The organism is Lentzea kentuckyensis (assembly GCF_002150765.1).
Taxonomy (GTDB): Bacteria; Actinomycetota; Actinomycetes; order Mycobacteriales; family Pseudonocardiaceae; genus Lentzea; species Lentzea kentuckyensis.
The window spans coordinates 102,234-118,136 of record NZ_MUYM01000028.1; the positions used below are offsets into that span (position 1 = coordinate 102,234).

At 68.3% G+C, this 15,903-nt stretch carries 12 protein-coding genes; 2 read left to right on the forward strand and 10 right to left on the reverse strand.

What is annotated here, in order from left to right; translation table 11 throughout:
- Window positions 1-147: 147 nt before the first annotated feature.
- The 4 genes from B0F77_RS15575 to B0F77_RS15590 form a co-directional block, all read right to left on the reverse strand.
- Window positions 148-1,596 (reverse strand): leucine-rich repeat protein, encoded by a 1,449-nt coding sequence (locus B0F77_RS15575; RefSeq protein WP_086663601.1) that lies wholly within the window; start codon window positions 1,594-1,596, stop codon window positions 148-150.
- Between the two features lie 84 nt (window positions 1,597-1,680).
- The gene (locus tag B0F77_RS15580; RefSeq protein ID WP_086663707.1) at window positions 1,681-3,285 is read right to left on the reverse strand and encodes a glycoside hydrolase family 27 protein; all 1,605 of its coding nucleotides are present in this window, start codon (window positions 3,283-3,285) and stop codon (window positions 1,681-1,683) included.
- Between the two features lie 2 nt (window positions 3,286-3,287).
- Complete coding sequence (locus tag B0F77_RS15585) at window positions 3,288-5,675, reverse strand: ricin-type beta-trefoil lectin domain protein (RefSeq protein WP_086663602.1); 2,388 nt, start codon at window positions 5,673-5,675, stop codon at window positions 3,288-3,290.
- Window positions 5,676-6,070: 395 nt separating this feature from the next.
- Window positions 6,071-7,276, reverse strand: a complete 1,206-nt coding sequence (locus tag B0F77_RS15590) for an oxygenase MpaB family protein (protein ID WP_086663603.1) — start codon at window positions 7,274-7,276, stop codon at window positions 6,071-6,073.
- Between the two features lie 181 nt (window positions 7,277-7,457).
- On the opposite strand from B0F77_RS15590, the gene B0F77_RS15595 reads away from it, so the two are divergent.
- A complete protein-coding gene (locus B0F77_RS15595; protein WP_086663604.1) occupies window positions 7,458-8,621 on the forward strand; it encodes an acyl-CoA dehydrogenase family protein in 1,164 nt (387 codons plus the stop codon).
- On the opposite strand, the gene B0F77_RS15600 is transcribed toward B0F77_RS15595, so the two are convergent.
- Window positions 8,616-10,184 carry a long-chain-fatty-acid--CoA ligase gene (locus B0F77_RS15600; RefSeq protein WP_086663605.1) on the reverse strand — a complete coding sequence of 523 codons (1,569 nt, stop codon included), beginning with the start codon at window positions 10,182-10,184 and terminating at the stop codon, window positions 8,616-8,618. The genes B0F77_RS15595 and B0F77_RS15600 overlap by 6 nt on opposite strands.
- 210 nt (window positions 10,185-10,394) lie before the next feature.
- On the opposite strand from B0F77_RS15600, the gene B0F77_RS15605 reads away from it, so the two are divergent.
- Window positions 10,395-11,573, forward strand: a complete 1,179-nt coding sequence (locus B0F77_RS15605) for a TetR/AcrR family transcriptional regulator (RefSeq protein ID WP_086663606.1) — start codon at window positions 10,395-10,397, stop codon at window positions 11,571-11,573.
- 152 nt (window positions 11,574-11,725) lie between these two features.
- On the opposite strand, the gene B0F77_RS15610 is transcribed toward B0F77_RS15605, so the two are convergent.
- The 5 genes from B0F77_RS15610 to B0F77_RS15630 form a co-directional block, all read right to left on the reverse strand.
- A complete protein-coding gene (locus tag B0F77_RS15610) occupies window positions 11,726-12,469 on the reverse strand; it encodes an ABC transporter permease (RefSeq protein ID WP_086663607.1) in 744 nt (247 codons plus the stop codon).
- Window positions 12,466-13,233 carry an ABC transporter permease gene (locus B0F77_RS15615; protein ID WP_086663608.1) on the reverse strand — a complete coding sequence of 256 codons (768 nt, stop codon included), beginning with the start codon at window positions 13,231-13,233 and terminating at the stop codon, window positions 12,466-12,468. The genes B0F77_RS15610 and B0F77_RS15615 overlap by 4 nt, the downstream gene beginning before the upstream one ends.
- On the reverse strand, window positions 13,226-14,014 hold the full coding sequence (locus B0F77_RS15620; RefSeq protein ID WP_211293816.1) for an ABC transporter ATP-binding protein: 789 nt from the start codon (window positions 14,012-14,014) through the stop codon (window positions 13,226-13,228). Before B0F77_RS15620 ends, B0F77_RS15615 begins: the two co-directional genes overlap by 8 nt.
- Window positions 14,011-14,991 carry an ABC transporter substrate-binding protein gene (locus B0F77_RS15625; protein WP_086663609.1) on the reverse strand — a complete coding sequence of 327 codons (981 nt, stop codon included), beginning with the start codon at window positions 14,989-14,991 and terminating at the stop codon, window positions 14,011-14,013. The genes B0F77_RS15620 and B0F77_RS15625 overlap by 4 nt, the downstream gene beginning before the upstream one ends.
- Window positions 14,992-15,063: 72 nt before the next feature.
- Window positions 15,064-15,876: a methyltransferase domain-containing protein gene (locus B0F77_RS15630; protein WP_086663610.1), complete on the reverse strand. Its 813-nt coding sequence runs from the start codon at window positions 15,874-15,876 to the stop codon at window positions 15,064-15,066.
- Window positions 15,877-15,903: the final 27 nt, after the last annotated feature.

A 15,903-nucleotide genomic window follows, 5' to 3' on the forward strand; every position in this document is an offset into this window, starting at 1 on the left:
CCCCTCGGGCTTGATCAACGAGTACGAACCCGCAGCCGCCTGAGGCGCAGGTCAGACCGCCAAGCCTGGTTTTGGCACCCCACAGGTCGGGTGCAGTGGCGTGCATGTGTGGCACCGAACGGGGCTCGGTCTGGCCCTCACGCGCGATCAGGGCTTGAGCCGGACCGCGAGCGCAGGGGCACCAGACGGCTTGAAGTTCGCCCACACCGCAGGGTCGCCCGTGTGGTAGATGGTCGCGTTCGGGCTTGCGGTGAAGACGTCGGCGTCCTGCCTCGGCTGTGTGGAGCCGAGGTAGACCGCCGTCAGAGCGGGGTTGCCCCTCACCGCACCCGGTCCGAGCCGGGTGACGCCCGGCATGACGACCGTGGTCAGCTTCGCGTTGTTGGTGATGGCGTTGTGCCAGACCGTGGTCAGGCGCGGAGCGTGGACCCAGCGCAGGTTCGCGAAGCCGGTGACCGCGTTCTTGTCCATCTCGGTGAGGGCCGGCAGGCGCAGCCCGACGAGCTTGCCGTTCAGGTCGAAGCAGTTGATGCCCAGGTACTCCAGCTCGGGCAGGTTGACCGAGATCAGCTCGTGGCTGTCGTTCAACGCGTTGCGACCGAGCCGTCGCAGCTGAGGCGCGGTGAAGTACTGCAGACGGGAGGCGTCGTCGAACGCGAAGTCGTCGACCTCGGTCGCGTTCGGCAGGTTCACCTTGACCAGGTACTGGTTGCGGCGGAAGGCGTCGTGGGCGATGGTGCCGGCGCTGGGCAGGTACAGGACGCTGAGCTTGGCGTGCGGGGCGTGGCCGAAAGCCATGACGCCGATCGACCGGGCGCCGCGCAGGCTCACCTCGCTGAAGTTGTGGTTGCTGAACGCACCGTCGGGCACTGCGTCCAGGTCGTCGAGGACGAGTTGCCTGACCCAGGTGTCCCACCAGCCGTTGTGCCAGAGGTAGGGGGACTTGCCGCCCCGGGCCTGCTGGCCCGCGCACGGCAGCCCGGACGCCGGGGTGCATTCCCGTCCACTTTGGATGCTGCGCAGGTTGTAGACGTGGAGCCGGGTGAGGTTGCCCAGGCCGAGGTCGCGGTGCACGCCCTGCAACGCGGCGAGGTCGGCGTCGGAGAGCGCCGTGCCGCCGGTGAGGTACAGCGCGATCCCGGTCGCCTTGGCGAGTTCCGGTTTGCGTTCGGCCAGGCGCGCCTTGAGGGCGTTGGCGGTGACGTCGTACTGGAACGCGACGGTACCCGCGGGCAGTTGGTGGTCACCGGGTTTGCCGGGCCGATAGCTGTAGCCGTCGTCGCGGCGCAGGTCGGGGTCGGCGGCGAACACCGGATCTGGTCCGGGATCGGCGGTCGGATCCTCGGGCAGCGTCCCGTCCAGGTACGGCAGGCTGCCGTCTCGAACGGATCTCTGCTCCGCACGTGGAGTGGTGGAGACCGGCGACGACGTGATCGTCGTCGCCGGTGGGCCTGAGGCGACCTCGGATTCGGCTGTGGCGAGGTTGCCGACCGCGGCCGGCTTGGAGGAGTTTCCGCCCGAAATGAGGACGACTGCTCCGGCACACGAGACGGCGAGGACGGCTCCGACAACGGCAAAGAGGGTTTTCCGCTTCATGTTGGCGTTATGTCGCTGCTTCGGAGTCGGGGGATGATGTGAACGCTAACATCGGGACGTCGCCGTCAACAAGGTCGACTTCGGCTATCCCAGCGCCCATCGCTGGTTGCTGCCGCCGTGGCACGTCCACAGCTGGACCAGCGCGCCGTCGGCCGTGGACGCTCCGGTCACGTCCAGACACAGTCCTGACTGGACACCGGTGACGGAGCCGTCGGAGTTGCGCAGCCACTGCTGGTTGGTCTGGCCGTTGCAGGACCAGAGGATCACCTTCGTACCTGGGCTGGTCTGGTTGTTGTAGGCGTCCAGGCACATCGTGCCGCCGCCGACGCTGAGCTGGTTGCCGGTGGTGTAGGTCCAGTTCTGGCCCGATTGGCCACCGCAGGGCCAGATCCGGGCCTGGGTGTTGGCCGTGGTGCTGGGGACGTCGAGGCACTTGCCGGCACCGACCGCGCGCACCGGACCGGTGACCGGGTCCTCACCACCGGTCGTGCCGCCCGCCACCCGGTACATGACCACGCCGTGGGCGGGGACCGACGCGCTGATCGTGCCCGTGGTGGTGGAGGTGGAGCCGGACCACAGGTCGGTGAGGGTGTAGCTACTGGCGCCGGTCTTTCCGATTGCCGACGTGGTGGTCGAGATCGTGGCGGCCGAGGAACCTTCGTTGAACAGCACGACCGACACGTCGCCGTTCGCGAGTGGCTTGGCCAGCACGTCGCGGCCACCGGACGAGGACACCATCCGGCCCTGCCTGCCGAGCGGGTCCTGGTCGACCGCGATCACCCGCGTGTTGGTGAGAATGGAGACCGTGGTGGCGCTGGCGTTCGGGATGTTGTTGCCGGCGATCAGCGGCGCGGCCATCTGGGCCCACAGGCTGAACTGGGTCCGGTCCTCGGTGGCGGACATGCCGTTGCCGATCTCGAGCATGTCCGGGTCGTTCCACCCGCCGGGTCCCGCGTAGCTCGCGAGGCCGACGTTGGCGTGGAAGATGTTCAGCATGCTGTTGTAGTTCGCCGCGATGTCACCGGTGGTGCGCCAGCTGTTGCCCACACCCGCGCCCCAGGTCCACACGTTGTCCTGGCCCCAGTTGCAGAGGCTGTACAGGATCTGGCGGCCGGTGGCGGCCAGCGCGTCGCGCATGGCCGTGTAGCGGGACTGGGCGTTGACGCCCTGGTTGTTGCAGTTGTCGTACTTGAGGTAGTCGATCCCCCAGGACGCGAAGAGGGTCGCGTCCTGGCGCTCGTGGTTCAGGCTGCCGGGGTAGCCCGCACAGGTCTTCGTGCCCGCGTCCTCGTAGATGCCGAGCTTGAGGCCGAGCGAGTGGACGTAGTCGGCGAGGGCCTTGATGCCGTTGGGGAACTTGACCGGATCCGGCACGAGGTTGCCGCTCGCGTCCCGGTTCTGGGTCATCCAGCAGTCGTCGATGTTGACGTACTGGTAGCCCGCGGCCTGCATGCCGTTGTTGTGCATGGCGAGTGCGGTCGACCTGACCAGCGAGTCGGAGACGTTGCAGCCGTAGGCGTTCCAGTCGTTCCAGCCCATCTGCGGAGTCCTGGCCAGCCCGTTGTCGAGGGCCTGGGCAGGCGGGGCCGTGACGATCATGGCGACGGGCGCCACCACCGCCAGGGCCGCGGTCGTCACCGCGGCCACAGCGACATGACCGAGACGGCGTGCGATCGTACGTGGGCTCATGGTCAGCTCCGTGTCCACTTCTGGCTGGTCGCACCGTTGCAGGTCTGCAGGGTGACCGGTGTGCTGTTGGCCGTGCCACCGGAGTTCGGGGCGAGGCACAGTCCTGATTGGACACCCGTGATGGTGCCGTCGGTGTTGACGTTCCACTGCTGGTTGGTGCCGCCGGAGCAGTCCCAGATGACCACCCGCGTGCCCGGCGCGGTGCCTGACCTCTCGGCGTCGAGGCACTTGTTGCCGTACACCTGGATCTGCTTGGTGGTGTTGACCGTCCACTGCTGGTTGGCGCCGCCGTTGCAGTCCCACAGCGTCACCTGCGTGCCGTTGGTCTGGGACACGTTCGGGACGTCCAGGCACCGGCCGGCGTTGTCGTTGCGCAGCTGCGACGTCGTCCCGCCACCCGAACCGGAGATGACGAGGTTGTCGAACTGCGCTGTCTCGCCCTGGCTGGTGCCGAGGCCGGCCTGACCCGCGGACAGCGTGGAGTCGGTCACGGTCCCGACGACCGTGCCGTCGACGCTCGCGGTGATGGTGCTGCCGGAGAAGCCGAGCGACAACGAGTGCCAGCGGTTGGTGCCCAGCGCGGCGGTAGTGCCGCTGCGCAACGTCGTGACCTGGGCGCTGGTGTTGGTGCGCAGGATCGACCAGGCGCCGGTGTCGCTGACCCGGAAGTGGTAGGCGTTCAGCGCGGCCTGGTTGCCGGTGTCCTGCCCACCGGCGCGGCCGATCAGCGAGACGTAACCGGGCTTCTCCAGCAGCGCGTCCGCCGACACCGCGTAGTTGTTCCAGGCCACGTTGCCCAGCAGCGCGTACGGGTCGGTCCTCGTCTTCCACGGGATCGCCTGCTGCGTGGACGCCTGGCGCACACACATGCCCGAGCGGCCGGCGCCGCACGCGGACGCCTCGAAGGCACCCTCCATGTCCATCAGGTACTTGGCCTCCTTGCCGGCCGCGTACCCGTCGAAGTTGTCGCTGTAGGGCAGGTTCAGCGAGCCCTGGGGCGGGCTGGTCACGGTGCCCCGGCCCTGTCCGGTCGTGGTGGTGACCGTGTACAGGTAGCCCGGCTGGACGGTCAGGGAGAAGGCGCCGCCGGTCGGGGTGATGTCGGCGCTGTGGACGAAGAAGTCGTTCTGGTTGTTGGAATTGAGGTTGGTCGCCCACACGTGCACCTGTCCGGTGGACAGCCCGCCGGTGACGTTGAGGTTCAGCGTCTGGGCGCCGCTGGCGTCCATGGTCTCGATGACCATGCTGTAGTCGGTGTTGTTGGGCGACTTCATGGTCACGTAGCTACCGTTGTTGCGGTTCCCGCCGAGATAGCCGGTGGACGCGTCGAGGTACTTCCAGCCGGGGGCGGTGAACTGCGTGGTGTGCGCCAGTGCCCACGTGTCCTTGCCCACCGCGTAGTAGCCCGACCACGGCTGGTTGGCCAGCACGAGCCCCACGGTCGGCCAGGGGATGTTCGGTGTGACCGCGGCGATCAGGTCCCAGTTGAGGTAGGCGGTCATCTTCCCGTCGATGTAGACCCGGTTGATACCGCGGGCCAACGGTTTGGCGCCGTCGTTGTAGTCCTGGGAGCCGTTCTCGCTCGACCACAGCGTCTTGCCGGAGTTGGCGACGTTCGACGGGACGGTGCACGAGGTCTGCGCGCTCAGGTAGCCGCAGGTGTAGTGCGCGCTGAGCACGTCGACAGCGTTGCGGTAGGCCGTGTTGCTCGAGATCGGGCCGGCCGGTCCCCAGTCCCCGGGCCACGAGTCACCGGAGATGATCTTGACCGCACTGTACCCGTTGGAGTTGAGGGCGTTGCGAATCGTGACGGTCCAGTCGGCGTTCCACTGCTTCTCGTTCTGCACCGGCGTGAGGTAGTCGATCGTCAGCCCGTGCCGGCGGGCGCACCCGAGCCAGGACAGGTAGTAGTTCACCAGGTCGTTGGAGAAGAAGGTGCCGTTGCCGATCCAGCCCGGCGCACCCCAGGCCAGCCCCACCAGCTTGAGGCCGGGGTTCCGCGCCTTGGCCTGCTCCATGATCCACCACTCGTACCCGCGGTCGCAGTCGAGGTCGCCGCGGAAGTGGGCGTGACTGGGCTCGGCCCCGCTGGTGGAGTTGGTGTCACCGCCGATCTCCGCCTTGAGGATCTGCAGGGCGGCGCCATGGCCGGGTTTGAACAGGTAGTCGAGGATCTGACCGCGCTGCGGCTCCGGATAGTCGATCAGCAGGCGGCTGTTGCCCCCACCGCCGCTGACCGCGCCGACGCCGTCGAACGTGCGGCCACCGGACGAGCCGTTGATCGTGATCGCCGTGGCGGCCTGGGCCGGTGCCGCTCCCACGACACCGGCCGCGACCAGCGCGGCCGCGAAGACTGCGGTGCGCACGCGCCCGAGCAGGGTTCCGGGCATGGCTGTGCTCCCTCCAGAGGAAGACGAGTGATCAGACCGCTGTGACGCCGAAGCGCAGAAGAAAGCGGGAAAGCCGCCGCCGCGGCGATGACGCGAATCAGTCGAATGAGTCGAATTCGAAGAAAAGAGAATTTCGTCTTCTCTCGAAGTCGAAGACGTGCTGGACTGCGCATGCGGACCCCATCAGCGTTGACGGCGAGCACGAACAGCGCAACGGCGACCGACCAGTTCTGCACATGAATCGGCGCACGCTGCGATGTGAACGCTAACACAGTCCGCGATCGCGGCCAAGATGCAGCTGGTGGCATCAGTTCTTGATCGTTTTTAGGCCTGACGGTAGTTCATTAGTGAGCGTGCTCATCGCAACTTTCGCAGACCGGGACACGAGGCCGGCGTTACCGCCGACCGGCTTCGGGGCGGTTCGCGGTGGGGATCGTGATGAGGGTGGCCGTCGGTGAGGTGCCTTTGTTGAGGAACATCATTGCCAGCGCACGGACGAACTGGTCGAACAGGTAGAACCCGACGGGCATGACGGGCAGCAGCCTTTCACGGAAAGCGATGTAGGCGGGCCACCCGGTGCGGATGAACGTCGCCGCCGCGTAGTCGCGGCGTAGTCCGAGCCAGTCACCGATCGCGTCGCTGAGCACGTAGCGGACGAACTCGTTGAAGAAGCCGCGGGTGACGCCCAGGTCGATCGACGCGGTCAGTCCGAGCAGATCCTCAGCCAGCTCCCTGCCCTCGCGCGTCGGGCTGAGGATCGGTGTGAGCACCTGCGCCGACTGTGCGTCCGCGGCGGCCCAGGTCTTGGGGATGAACTCGTCCCGCACCCCGAGCAGATGGATGGCGACCTGCCACATGTGCAGGAACGCGTCCTCTTGCGCGATCGACATCGGAACGCGCCATTCGCGCAGCTTCCTGTGCACGAAGGTGCCGAGGCTGTGGAAGGTGACCAGGATGTCGCCGTTGCTGATCGGGATCTGCTCGTCGCTGACCGCCCGCCACTGCGGCGACTGGGGCAGCAGGTGCCGCACCGCTGCGTGCACCAGGCGGGTCTTGTTGGCGGTCACCACGAATTGCCCCGTGGGTTCGAAAGCGTTCAACTCGCTCATGTCGTAGCCGAAGGTGAACGTCTTGGCCGCGCGGTCCTTCATGGCGGCGCCGCCCGCGGACCAGTAGACCGATTTGGCCTCACGTGGGATGACCGTGCTCATGATGCCGCTGCCGAGGCCGTACAGCAGGAACAGGTAGGTGTCCTTGCGCCGGTTGAAGTCGGCGGCGAGGCGCAGCTTGGCCTGGTCGGCCCAGGAAGGCAGCTTGGTCACCTTCTGCAGGTGTGCGGCGAGGTTGGCGGGCAGGCCGCTGGGCAACCCCTCGTTGTTGTTCACCCACGACCGCATCGCGGTGTTGACCGCTGGAACCTGGCCGGTGTCGAGAAGTCCCGCCAGCAGACGGTCCACCTCGTCGTCCCAGACCCACCACGGGTCGACGCCGGCGGAGGTTCCGCCGGCCGGAGCCGCTCCTGCTGGAGCAGTGCCGGCCACGCTCACCAGACCCAGCGCGACACCGAGTGCAAGGGCGTTCCTCCTGTTGAGATTGCTCATTTACTTACCTAGCTTCCTTGGTAGGTAGATGCGCCGAGTTCAGGGCTCCCGCGTAGCAATCGGGGCAGGTCGGCCTTGATTCGGCGCGAGAATCCTCGTTAACATAGCCAGGCTGCACCAGGCCGCCGTCCAGCGGCAAGCCGATCGCCGACCTGAATCGGTCCGCTACGTGAGGATCCGGATGAGCAGCGTGATCTCCCCCGAACGATCGCTCTACGAGGACGACCACGAGCTGCTGCGCGACACGGTTCGCGCCTTCGTCGACAAGCACGCCGCGCCCCACGCCGAGCGGTGGCGGGCGGAGGGCAAGGTCGACCGCGCGCTGTTCGAGGAGGCGGCCAAGGCGGGAATCCTCGGTTTCAGCATCCCCGAGGAGTACGGCGGTGCCGGCATCACCGACTACCGCTTCAACGCGGTGATCGGTGAGGAGTTCTCCCGCAACCCGGTCTCGGACGGGCTCGCCGGGGTCGCGCTGTCCAACGACATCGTCGTGCCCTACTTCACCGGACTGGCCGACGCCGAGCAGAAGGCCCGCTGGTTGCCCGGTATCGCCGCAGGAAAGCTCATCGTCGCGATCGCGATGACAGAACCGGGAACCGGGAGTGACCTGGCCGGGATCAGCACCACCGCCGTTCGTGACGGGGACTGCTACGTGGTCAACGGCAGCAAGGTCTTCATCTCCAACGGGCAGAACGCCGACCTCGTGGTCACCGCCGTCCGCACCGGCCCCGACCGCCACCAGGGAATCAGCCTGCTGGTCGTCGAGGCCGATCGCGCCGGCTTCTCCCGCGGTCGCAACCTCGAGAAGATCGGGCTGCACGCCCAGGACACCAGCGAGCTCTTCTTCTCCGACGTCCGGGTGCCCATCGCCAACCTGCTCGGCGAGGAAGGGGCCGGCTTCGTCGGTCTGATGCGCAACCTTCCTCAGGAGCGGATCTCGATCGCCGCCAACGCCGTCGCGTCCTCCGAGGGCGTGCTGGAGCGCACCCTCGACTACGTCAAGCAACGCAAGGCGTTCGGCCAGCCGATCGGATCCTTCCAGAACACGCGCTTCGAACTGGCCGAGATGGTCACCGCCGTCCGGGTGAGCCGGAGCCACGTCGACGTCCTGCTCGCCAGGCACTCCCGCGGCGAGCTCAGCGCCGTGGACGCGGCGGCAGCGAAGTTCTGGACCACCGAGCAGTACGTCGACATCGTCGGGCGCTGCCTCCAACTGCACGGCGGTTACGGCTACATGCTCGAATACCGCATCGCCCACGACTACCTCGACTCGCGCATCACCACCATCTACGGGGGCACCACGGAGATCATGAAAGAGATCGTCGGCCGCGATCTGGGGCTATAGGTCCCGGCGCTGTTCGTCCATGGTGCGAAGCACGTCCTTGGTCACCTTCCCCGCCGCGTTGCGGGGGAGTGCGCTGACGATCACGAGATCCCTGGGCATCTTGAAGGAGGCGAGCCGTCCGTCGAGGAACCCGGTCAGATCCCGCAGGGACATCTCCGTGCCGGCCGCGACGGTGACGAACGCGACCGGTACCTGGCCCCAGCGCTCGTCCGCCCTGCCGATCACCGCGACCTCGAGCACCGAAGGGTGCTCCGCGATGGCGTTCTCCAGTTCGGCACAGTAGATGTTCTCGCCACCGCTGATGATCATGTCCTTCTTGCGGTCGACCACCCAGACGAAGCCCTCGTCGTCCTGCCTGACCAGATCACCGGAGTGGAACCAGCCTCCCGCGAACGCCTCCGCGGTCTCCCGCGGCTTGTTCCAGTACCCCTGAGTCACGGTGGGCCCGCGATAAACGATCTCGCCGACCTCGCCCGTGGCGACGTCGTTCATGGTGTCGTCGACGATGCGGTACTGGATCGTCGGGATCGGCCGGCCCACGGAGCCGAGCTTGCGCGACGAGTCCTCGCCGCGCAGGACACAGGTGATCGGTGAGGTCTCGGTCTGGCCGAACACAGCCACGTTCAGGGCGCCGGGGAACTTCTCGGCCATGGCCCGCAGCGTCGCCCGGCTCGCGGGGGCGGCACCCCAGCTGATGATCCGCAGCTTCAGATCGCGCTTACCGATGTCCGGCTGGGCGCAGATCAGATCCCACTGCTGCGGAACGTTGAACACCACAGTGGCACCCTCGCGTTCGTAGGCGTCGAGTACCGCCCGTGGGTCGAAGGCGCCGAGCGGGTGGATCACGACCGTGCCGCCGACCAGGATGTTGGCCACTATCGAACCCAGACCCGCGATGTGGAAGAAGGGCGCGGTCAGGAAGCCGATGTCGGAGTCGTCGAACATCTCCATCGCCCGCACGCAGGTGAGCGCCTGCAGTTGCAGGTTGCGATGGGAGAGCAGGACTCCCTTCGGCCGGCCGGTGGTGCCCGAGGTGTACATGATCAGCGCCGTCGACTCCTCGCCGACGTCGGGCAGTTCCATCGGCTCATGTGCGGACAGGAACTCCTCGTACGCGGCGTGCGCTCCGGCCCTGTCCGGTTCTCCGACGACGATCACCGTGCCGATCGACGCGGCGCGCGGCACGCTCTCGAACAGCGACAGCAGCTGGGCGTCGACGACGACGGCCGACGGCGTGCAGTCGGCCAGGACGTGGTCGAGCTCCCGCGGTGCGAGCCGGAAGCTGAGCGGGACGGCCATGGCTCCCAGACTGTTGGCCGCGAACACGCTTTCCACGAACCACGGGTGGTTCAGGGTGAGCATCGCGACGCGGTCGCCCTCAGCCACGCCTCGGGCGGCGAGCGCGGCGGCCAGTCTCAGCGACCGCCGCGACAACTGTGCCCAGGTCGTGGTCTGCCCGAGATAACGCAGTGCCGGCTTGTCCGGTCGCATCATCGCGTGGGTGGCGGCGTGCGCCATCCAGTGATGCCGAAAGGACCAGGCTGGAACCGCGGTGGTCGGCATGTGACCACTCCTCTCCGGTGCCGGATCGGCGTCGATCGCCGGGCCAGTATGCCTGCCGCGCAGCTGGCTGAGAAGGATTATGTAAATCAGAAATCACGCAGCGGCCGGTCGGGGGAGCGCCGCGCCGGGAAGGTCTCCTGGGTGCGATTCGTTCCGTGGTTCACTGGCGCACATGGGCCTGCTTTCGCGGATGTTCGACCGGGGGCCGGGGTGACCGCCGAGTCGGCTGCGGCCGTGCGGCCGCGCAACCGCCGGCAACTCATCGTCGACGCGGCCGGCCGAGCTTTCAGCGAGCACGGCTACCACGCGGCGTCCATGGAGGAGATCGCCGCCGGTGTCGGCATCACCGCGGCGGCCCTGTACCGGCACTTCCCGAACAAGTACGCGCTGTTCGCCGAGTGTGCGAACGTCATGGTGGATCGGCTGGTCGCCGCACTGGGCGAGATGGCTCCAGAAGCGGCCCTGGCGGACGTGCTCGCCGCCCTCGCGCGGGTCACGATCGCCCATCGCGCTTCGGGCGGCGTGTACCGGTGGGAGGCCCGCTACCTCAACCGCGAGGACCGCCGGATGCTCCGGACGAAGTTCGGGCACGTCGTAGGCAGGGTGACCGACGTGCTGCGGCGCGAGCACCCGCTACCCGACGAGCCCCTGCGAGCCGCGGCGGCCCTCGGGGTGATCGGGTCCATCACGATGCACCACACCTCGATCTCACCACGCCGGGCCGAAGAACTGCTGGTGGAGTCCGCCATGCGCGTGGCCGCGACCGACCCCGCAGCCGCCGGAAGCGCCCGCCGCGTCGAACTCCCTGCACAGCCCGTGCCTCGCACTCGGCGCGCGGAGATCCTCGCGGCCGCCATCCCCCTGTTCGAGCGGGACGGGTTCGCCAGCGTCACGAACGGCATGATCGCCGAGGCGGTGGGCCTGGTTCCCTCCGCGCTCTACCGGTACTTCCCCGGCAAGGCCGACATCCTGGCGGCGGCCTGCATGCAGGCCGCCGGACTGCTGAGCCAGGCGGTGGAACAGAACCTCCGCGGCGTCGCCGATCCTCACGACGCCGTGACAGCGCTGGCGGCCACCTACGTGGCCTACAGCTTCGAGCACACCGCACTCACCAGCGTCGCCGACGCCGAACTCGCCGGCCTGCCGCCCACCGTGCGGCGGCCCCTGGTCGTCGCGCAGCGCGAGCACATCGCCGTGTGGGAGCAGCAACTGCGGTTGGCACGTCCAGAACTCGACTCGCGCCAAGCGCGAACGCTGGTGCACGCCGGGTTCGGCGTGGTCGTCGAAGCCGGACGCAGCCTGCGCTGGCGGGACAGCCCCGCCCACCGCGACGCCGTCGCCGCTCTGGTGGTGAGTGCTCTGGGACTTGTGGGCGGATCTGCTGCGTGACCCCGATCGCACCGCGCGCTACCTCGATCCGAGGACGTGTCCGCAGGTGCGGGTGACCGTCTGACCGCCACCGGGCAGTGAGTCACGACTACGGCACGGGTGGCCACGTCCCGTGTCGGAGGTCGTTTCCAGACCCTCGGCTGCCCGGCGGGCTACTGGCTTGATCGCTGCAGGTTGCGCAGGAGATGTGCCTCGACGCGGGCGAGGACGGTGGCGGTCAGGTGACCGAAGGTGCCGACGAGGAGGAGCAAGCCCCAAACGGCAGGCGCGTCGAGGTTCTGCTGGCGTTCGACGAGGAGACGGCCGATGCCGTGTCCGGTGCCGAAGATGTCGACCAGGAGCGCCACGATCATCGCGATGGACGAAGCCACGCGGGTGCCGAGCATGATCGCCGGTGCGAGGGACGGCAGGACGAACTTCCGCCAGCGGGCAACGGGCGAGAAACCGAGCGTGCGTGCGGTCTCGAGCCGAACGGCGGGGATGGCTCGCGTGGCGGTGACGGCGTTGAGCAGGATGGGCCAGACCACGGCGAATGCCACAGTGAGGACGCTCGTGAGCCGGCTTGTTCCGAGCAGCAGGACAGCGACCGGCACGAGGGCGGCGCCGGGCACCGTGGCGATGAAGTCCAAGGACGGCGTGAGTGCACGGTCGACGTGGCGGGACGACCCGATGACGGCGCCGGTGAGCGCACCGGCGATCACGGCGACGAGGAGTCCGAGCAGGTAGGTCGACATGGTCTCCGCGAGTGCCGCCAGCAGTACACCGTCGGCGTGCAACTCGGCCAGGGAGCTGAACCACTCGGCCGGTGGTGGGAATGCGATCGAGGCGGTGTCGCCCATCAGCTGCCACCCGGCGAGCAGTGCGAGGAGAGGGAGGAGCCCGCGGTGGGTTCTCATGTCGCGCCCGCCTGGTCGAGGTTCGCCGCGCTGCCGGGCAGACCGATCCGGACCGCCTGGCGCAACGTCGCGTTGAGCACAGCGCCGACGACGCCGCAGATCAGGGCGTATGCCCACATGCGCGCGGGATCGAGTGCCTGCATGGACTGGATGAGGCCGCCGCCGAGACCTTCGGGCGTTATGATCATCTCGACGACGACGGTGACCAGCAGCGCGATCATCCCGGCGACCCTGGCCCCCGCCAGCCATGCCGGGAGCACCGCGGGGAACACGATCGTTCGGAGGGTCTTGGCCCTCGTGAGTCGCAGCGTTCGCGCGACGTCGTGCAGGCGCACGGGAACGGTGGCGACCGCGCCTGCGGTGTTGACCAGCACGGGCCATTGGGCGGCCCAGGTCGCGAGAATCAGTTCGGTGCCAGGACCAGGACCGAACTGCAGCAATGCGACAGGCAACAATGCGACCGCGGGGATCGTGCGCAGGAAGTCGACCGAGGCCATGAGATAGACCCGCACCGGCGGCAGTGAACCGATCGCGAAGCCCAGGGCGCCACCCAGCGCGAGCGCGAGTGCGGCCGCGAAGACGACGATCGCGAGGGTGCGGGCGAGGTCGGCGACGAGTTCGCCCGATGCGGTGAGCGCGACCAGTGATTCAGCGACGTCGACCGGCGCGGGCAAGTAGCTGTAGCGCAGCACACCGGTTGACACCAGCAGTTGCCACGCGCCGATGAAGGCGAGCGGGACCAGCAGCCCGACGCGACTAACCATGATCGGCGCGCAGGGCTTCCCAGAGTTGGTGCCGGACTCGCAGATAGCCGGGTAGTTCTCGGGTGACGAGCTGGTCGCGCGGGCGAGGCAGGCCGGTCGGCAAGGCTCTGGTGATGGTGCCCGGTGCGCCGGTGAGGACGAGCACGCGGTCGCTGAGGTAGATCGCCTCGTCCAGGTCGTGGGTGATGAACACGATCGTCGCGCGGGTCCGCTCGTGGATGTTCAGCAGCACGTCCTGCAAAGCCGCCTTGGTGAGCGCGTCGAGTGCGCCGAACGGCTCGTCCATCAGCAGGACGGTCGGTTGCAGCGCCAGCGCTCTGGCGATCTGGACGCGCTGCGCCATGCCGCCGGAGAGTCGCCGCGGGTACTCCTTGCCGCGTCCGTCCAGTTCGACCAGACGCAGCGCCCGCTCCACCCGCGCACGCCGCTCCCGCCGGGGCACCCTGCCCTCCAGTCCGAGGGCGACGTTGCGCTCAACGGTGCGCCACGGCAGCAGTGCGTTGTCGTAGTCCTGGAAGACCACGACGACGTCGGCAGGTGGTCCGTGCACCGCGCAGTTGCCCAGGAACACGGTGCCCGAGGAGGGGGCGAGCAGGCCGCCGAGCACCCCCAACAGCGTGGTCTTGCCGACTCCGGAACGGCCGACGATGCCGACGATCTCGCCGGCGGCGACGTCGAAGGAGATGTCCCGCACGATCTGCCGGGGGCCGTCGGTGGAGTTCAGCCGAACCCCGAGTGAGTCGACCTCGTACGCGACCGCGGTCCGCTCGGCGGTGCTCACGGACGGTCCTGCCAGACGAGCTCGCGCACGTCGGGTTCGGTGTCGATGGTGCCGACGGCCCGGGAGATGGCGACGTACGGACGCAGGTCCTCCGGCGTGATGTCGATCGTCCACTCGGGCAGCGGCGACCGCTGGGCGACCTCTGGTGGCATCGCCAGCCACGTTTGCAGGTACTCGCGGGCCTCGGCGTCGTGGCCGTTCAGGTAGTCGACGGCCTCCTGCAGTGACTTGCGCCAGGCCCTGATCACGCCGGGATGCTCGCGCGTGTACGCCGCAGTGGCCGCGAACAGCGCCGTCATGCCGCTGGTGACCTTGCCGTCGCTCGCTTTCCGCACCGCCGCGGTGACCACTTCGGACTGCAGGTGGAACCCGCGGTCCAGCAGTGCGCTGCTGAACGGGATTCCGGCCACGACGGCATCGACGCGGCCGGCGTCCAGCTGGTCGCCCATCGCCGGGAACGGCGTCTGCACGAACTCGACCTCGTTGAGGCCGACGTTTTCCTTCAGCAGCAGGTACTTCAGAGAGTCCGTGATCGTGCCGGTCAACGCGGGGACGGCGATCTTCTTGCCCTTGAGCATCCCGAACGAGTCAAGGGATCGGTCCTTGGTGAACAGGGCTCCGTTCGGGCTGCCGGGCGTCGAGCGTTGCATCCGGTTGACCACCTGGAGGTCCAGGCCCTTGCCGGCGGCCACCAGCACGATCGTCGGGAGGCTGAAGGCGATGTCGTACTGGCTGTTCGTCAACGCGGGCGCGAACGTCGCGGGGTCCTGAGCCTCGGTCCGCTCGATGCGCAACCCGTTGCGCGCGAAGATCCCCCGCTCGTCCGCGACGTGCACCGGCAGCGTGCTGCCCAGCGGGATCATCGCCACCCGCACCTCGGTGACCCCGTCCGGCGAGGACGGGGCATCGGTTCCGCAGGCGCCGATCGCACCGGTCAGCAGCAGGACCGCCGCAGCGCGGATCCAGTTCCTCTTCATGGCGGGCCACCTCGTTGACACTCGCTCGTATGCGTTATCGATCGATCACAGCCGGATGTAACAGCAGCTCACTCAACGCGGCCGCCGTCCCCACACCGAGACCATCCACAGCGACGCGGGAAACAACTGATCGGGCTCGGCGAGGCAGGCGCGGTACCGGTCGACGTCGGCGGCGGTCATCAGGCCGGCGGTGACGATCTGGTCCTTGACGAGGTCGACCGTCGCCAGGGTGAACCTCGCGACCGGCCGCGTGCGCAGCGGCACCGCGAAACTCTCACCTCCGAGGTCGCTCAGCCCAGCACCGCGCACCAGCTGCGGCACCCGCAGGCCGAGGCCCGGGTCACCGCCGCGCCGCACGATCAGGGCGTTTATCGCACGCCGCATCTGGTGGGCGAGGACGGCAGCCTCGTCGTCCGCGGGCTCAAGGCACTCGGTCGGCGCCGAGCTCATCTGCTCCAGCAGCAACCATCCGCCCGGCTTGAGAGCCGCGATCATCGGCCGCAGCGCCGTCAGGGGCGCGAAACCCAGCACGGCGCGGGCGTGCACCAGGTCGAACGCCGCCTCGGGCAGCGTGTCGGCGCCGATGTCGTGGGTGCGCAGTTCCAGGTTCGGGGCCGGCGGCGCCGCGAACACACTGGTGTCGATGTCGGTGGCGAGCACGTACCCGGCCGGGCCGACACGATCACTCAAGTAGCCGGCGATCGAGCCGTGGCCGACGCCGACCTCGAGACACCGCCAGCCGGGGCCGACGCCCAGGCCGTCCAGGTGCCGGCGGGTGGCCGGGTCGTACAGGTCCTCCAGCAGGGCGAGCCGGGCACCCGCGTCTGGTGTGGAGTTGCCGAACGGGTAACAGGACGCTGCCGCACACCGACTGTCAGGGCACATGGGCTGATGATCGAGGCGGCGAACCGA

Coding starts and splice junctions, on each gene's coding strand:
- B0F77_RS15575 (WP_086663601.1), bottom strand. CDS start 1,596: ATGAAGCGGAAAACCCTCTTTGCCGTTGTCGGAGCCGTCCTCGCCGTC.
- B0F77_RS15580 (WP_086663707.1), bottom strand. CDS start 3,285: ATGAGCCCACGTACGATCGCACGCCGTCTCGGTCATGTCGCTGTGGCC.
- B0F77_RS15585 (WP_086663602.1), bottom strand. CDS start 5,675: ATGCCCGGAACCCTGCTCGGGCGCGTGCGCACCGCAGTCTTCGCGGCC.
- B0F77_RS15590 (WP_086663603.1), bottom strand. CDS start 7,276: ATGAGCAATCTCAACAGGAGGAACGCCCTTGCACTCGGTGTCGCGCTG.
- B0F77_RS15595 (WP_086663604.1), top strand. CDS start 7,458: ATGAGCAGCGTGATCTCCCCCGAACGATCGCTCTACGAGGACGACCAC.
- B0F77_RS15600 (WP_086663605.1), bottom strand. CDS start 10,184: ATGCCGACCACCGCGGTTCCAGCCTGGTCCTTTCGGCATCACTGGATG.
- B0F77_RS15610 (WP_086663607.1), bottom strand. CDS start 12,469: ATGAGAACCCACCGCGGGCTCCTCCCTCTCCTCGCACTGCTCGCCGGG.
- B0F77_RS15615 (WP_086663608.1), bottom strand. CDS start 13,233: ATGGTTAGTCGCGTCGGGCTGCTGGTCCCGCTCGCCTTCATCGGCGCG.
- B0F77_RS15625 (WP_086663609.1), bottom strand. CDS start 14,991: ATGAAGAGGAACTGGATCCGCGCTGCGGCGGTCCTGCTGCTGACCGGT.
- B0F77_RS15630 (WP_086663610.1), bottom strand. CDS start 15,876: ATGTGCCCTGACAGTCGGTGTGCGGCAGCGTCCTGTTACCCGTTCGGC.